6 protein-coding genes are annotated in these 3,250 nt (G+C 37.3%); all 6 read right to left on the reverse strand.

Features of this window, described 5'->3' with window-relative positions:
- Positions 1 to 288 (reverse strand): hypothetical protein (locus A3842_RS08170; RefSeq protein WP_074101035.1); only part of this gene is annotated, 288 nt, incomplete at its 3' end.
- Positions 289 to 293: 5 nt separating this feature from the next.
- A complete protein-coding gene (locus A3842_RS08175; protein ID WP_083609521.1) occupies positions 294 to 923 on the reverse strand; it encodes an RHS repeat-associated core domain-containing protein in 630 nt (209 codons plus the stop codon).
- Between the two features lie 6 nt (positions 924 to 929).
- The gene (locus A3842_RS08180; protein ID WP_218618664.1) at positions 930 to 1,304 is read right to left on the reverse strand and encodes a hypothetical protein; all 375 of its coding nucleotides are present in this window, start codon (positions 1,302 to 1,304) and stop codon (positions 930 to 932) included.
- A gap of 143 nt (positions 1,305 to 1,447) precedes the next feature.
- Entirely contained in the window at positions 1,448 to 1,627 is a 180-nt protein-coding gene (locus A3842_RS08185; RefSeq protein ID WP_074101037.1) for a hypothetical protein, read from the reverse strand.
- Between the two features lie 441 nt (positions 1,628 to 2,068).
- Positions 2,069 to 2,353: a hypothetical protein gene (locus A3842_RS31940; protein WP_074101038.1), complete on the reverse strand. Its 285-nt coding sequence runs from the start codon at positions 2,351 to 2,353 to the stop codon at positions 2,069 to 2,071.
- An 11-nt stretch (positions 2,354 to 2,364) separates the two neighbouring features.
- The gene (locus tag A3842_RS08195; RefSeq protein WP_074101039.1) at positions 2,365 to 2,556 is read right to left on the reverse strand and encodes a hypothetical protein; all 192 of its coding nucleotides are present in this window, start codon (positions 2,554 to 2,556) and stop codon (positions 2,365 to 2,367) included.
- Positions 2,557 to 3,250 lie beyond the last annotated feature (694 nt).

Raw genomic sequence — 3,250 nt, forward strand, 5'->3', positions numbered from 1 at the left:
ATTAAAGGCTAATTGTTCACTACCAATACCATTACTGATATCAATACTAAATGATGTTTTAGGAACTAAAGAGTATTCTTCAAGCAATATTGTTAGTTCGTTCTCATCAAAATTACTACGATCATTGCCTCTATAAAACAACCACACAGCACTTTCTCCTCTACTAACGATGCCTTGAAAATAGGTTTCACCAATTTGCTGCTTATCTCCCCCTAAAGAAATTATCTCATTCCAAAACTCACTCTCTTCAATACTATTCCCCGAGATGAATGTAAGTGTTTTTGACATATCGATCACCTTTTTCCATTTATTAACTTTAGTAAATCATCCATATTCTGAATGACTATTACACCAGCCTTTTTTATTCCTTCAATCTTGGTTGAATTTAAGTTAGGTGCATAAAGGATAACACCCTTATTTTGTGGATTCATTGCTGATTGAAAATACTTTTCAAATTCCGAGGAAGTCTTTGATGACTTACCTGCTGTAACCTCAATAATATATTTTGATGTTTCAACATCAATATCACCAACTACACGTGCTTCACCTAATATTTTTCCCCTGAAGCCCACTACCTTGTTACCTAGTGTTTGAGCAACTTCTCCTTCTAATGGTGGATAGGCCATAGCCGCTTCATTAATTAGATTTAGTGTTGTCTTTGCAGCATTCTTAGTCCAATTCCAGATACTCTTCCAACTGTGGCCACTTGGATTATAATAAATAAGAGGATTATTTCCCACATACGTATACAGATTGAAACTCAGCGGATTGTCAATCTGCCCCTCATACGTATCCTCATTTATAAACCGCCCCATACTCCGATCATAGTACCGTGCACAGAGATAATAAAGCCCGGTTTCAGCATCATATACTTCTCCGGTGTACTTAAATGAGTTCGAAGTTCCCTCTACCTGGCTGGTGATATTTCCCTACTCATCATAAGTATAATTATTGACGACCGCTCCACTGGTATCGACTATCTGCACCACATCACCATGACCATTATACAGGTGATAGTAATCCTTCGACGCCTTCTTGTCTTTCTTCACCAGCACCCGGTCACCCCGGACAAAGTTCGCTTGCTCTGTATACACGCTGCCCACGATCTTCTCTTCGGAGATGACTTGACCCTGGAAATTATAGTTCACTTGGGTCTGTGTATTGCCATTCGTCTTCAGATAACGCATGCCATCCGCGTAATACTTGAAGCTGGTCGCACTCGCTCCCTGGGTCACCGAGGTTAACGTATTCTGCAAATCATAGGTATAGCCCGTATCTACTGTGTCCAGACTCACTATAGCCAAACGTGCTGCCATTGCGGTCTGTTTTAGCGGCCAATTGACCTAACTTACGAGGGTTAATTTCGCCAGATTCATTAGATACTGGATGAGGAATTGTTATACAAAAAACCACATGGAGCTGTTTCACTCGCATGTGGCTAATAATACTATTTGTTAAAAGGATGATGTGGACATTTGGTACAGCAGTGATCTGCTTCTTCTTTGTTTATTCTAAGTTCGGTCAGTATGTTAAAGTTAGCTATTTTCTCTCTTTCATAATTAATATCCATGCAAAGACCTAATTCAATACCCTTGTTCAATAAAGGACAATAATAATCCTCTTCCATATTTGCTTTACCACCTTCAATAAAGCCTTAATAGCTTCATCAAAATTTTGCTTTCTATAAGTTGATACAACCTTACCAGCTCTATTGAATACTACTACGATGCCTTTTGTGAGATAAAGTAAGTATCAGTAACCTCTTGTTCTAATACCAGAAATGGCTTGGCAACTTTGATTTTGTTTACTCATGCAATCTTTTACTTATACTAGGATTGAGTATAAACAATTATCCGCTTCTCTCTAGCTATGAGTGATACAAATAAATGGTCAGATTAGTACTTAATAATGAAATCATTTTTCGTACGTCCTCATAAAATCCCTGTTCTTCTTTTTCCGTATACCCAATCAAAATCTTTAGGAAAATCAATTTCCTTATTCTCAATCTTCATTAATGGTTTCTTTAAATCATTACATTCACTCGAGTTGTTTTCCAAAAATGTATTTTTCACTTCAAATAATATGGCAAATAACTTTTTTCTATTGTATTGATATTTCCCATTTGATCAATTAAGTCCCATTTATTTGGTTTTTCATGTTGAGCAAACCATTTACCTCCATTTGACAACCATTCTCTCTGGTAATGTAATAAACCTAGCTTTGTTAAATCATCAATTCCATACTCTGCACCACAACATGCGCAAACATCAAAACTTGGTGATTTCCCATCAATTCCCCAAGGTAACTGATTTATTCCTGCATACCCACAAATATGACAAATAAATCCCACCATTTTGCACCTCATTAACTGTCTAATATCGCATCCAAGTAACTTTGAACTGTTTTAAAACCTTGCTTTGCCTGGGCCCTCATAAATGAAGTTAATAAAAATTGAATACTCTTTCTATCAGCTTCAGATAGATTCATATCATTTTCGATTAAATGCCCCAAACTCAGCGGATTATCAATCTGCCCCTCAACCATATCCTCATTCATGCGTTTGATTCAGGGAGAATTGTCATGATTCCCCTGTATTTTCACTCTCTGCGGAGAGCATGCCCGTCAACAGTAGGATAACTTACGCCGTCTGCCTCTGTATGGATTATTGCCCATCCTGCAGTATCATCAAAATGCTCTTCTAACAGCGCAAGTCCCACCCGTTATACAGCACATTGGCATAGGTCTTGACCACATTCGTGGTGCTTAATACACGACCCTGTGTATTATATGAATAACTATCGATAAGGCGGATGGATCACTTTCACTGGCATACCATAATTTTGAGTTCAAAAAATGATAATTTGGGCTCATAGTGGGATTATTCTACCGGCTGTCCAGCATGGGGCGAGTGGCGGTTAAGACATTCCCCCAATCATCATTACTGGTTTCGCTGTATCATTACGTCTTAATGTAAATTAGCATCGACGTTGTGGTACGTCAATAAGGACTTTGAAAATTCAAAAAAACCACATGGAGTCGTATACTCTCATGCGGTCAAGCGATGATCTCGTTTATTTTTACAACAACATTCGTTCAATTATTTTTTTATTTTCATTACTTAGATGTATACCCCGCACTTTCTGATTGAGATATTCATTAAAATCCGAGAAATCTAAAATAGTATTTTTGTCATATACCAATTTAATATTTTCTAACGCTTTCTTTATCAAACTTCTCCCTTCTATAACAT

Origin of the sequence: Paenibacillus sp. P3E (assembly GCF_001909045.1) — a bacterium.
GTDB lineage: Bacteria > Bacillota > Bacilli > Paenibacillales > Paenibacillaceae > Paenibacillus_AQ > Paenibacillus_AQ helianthi.

What these genes read in the sequence shown, in the direction of transcription:
- A3842_RS08185 (WP_074101037.1), bottom strand. Translation starts at nt 1,627, where the DNA reads ATGGAAGAGGATTATTATTGTCCTTTATTGAACAAGGGTATTGAATTA.
- A3842_RS31940 (WP_074101038.1), bottom strand. Translation starts at nt 2,353, where the DNA reads ATGGTGGGATTTATTTGTCATATTTGTGGGTATGCAGGAATAAATCAG.
- A3842_RS08195 (WP_074101039.1), bottom strand. Translation starts at nt 2,556, where the DNA reads ATGAATGAGGATATGGTTGAGGGGCAGATTGATAATCCGCTGAGTTTG.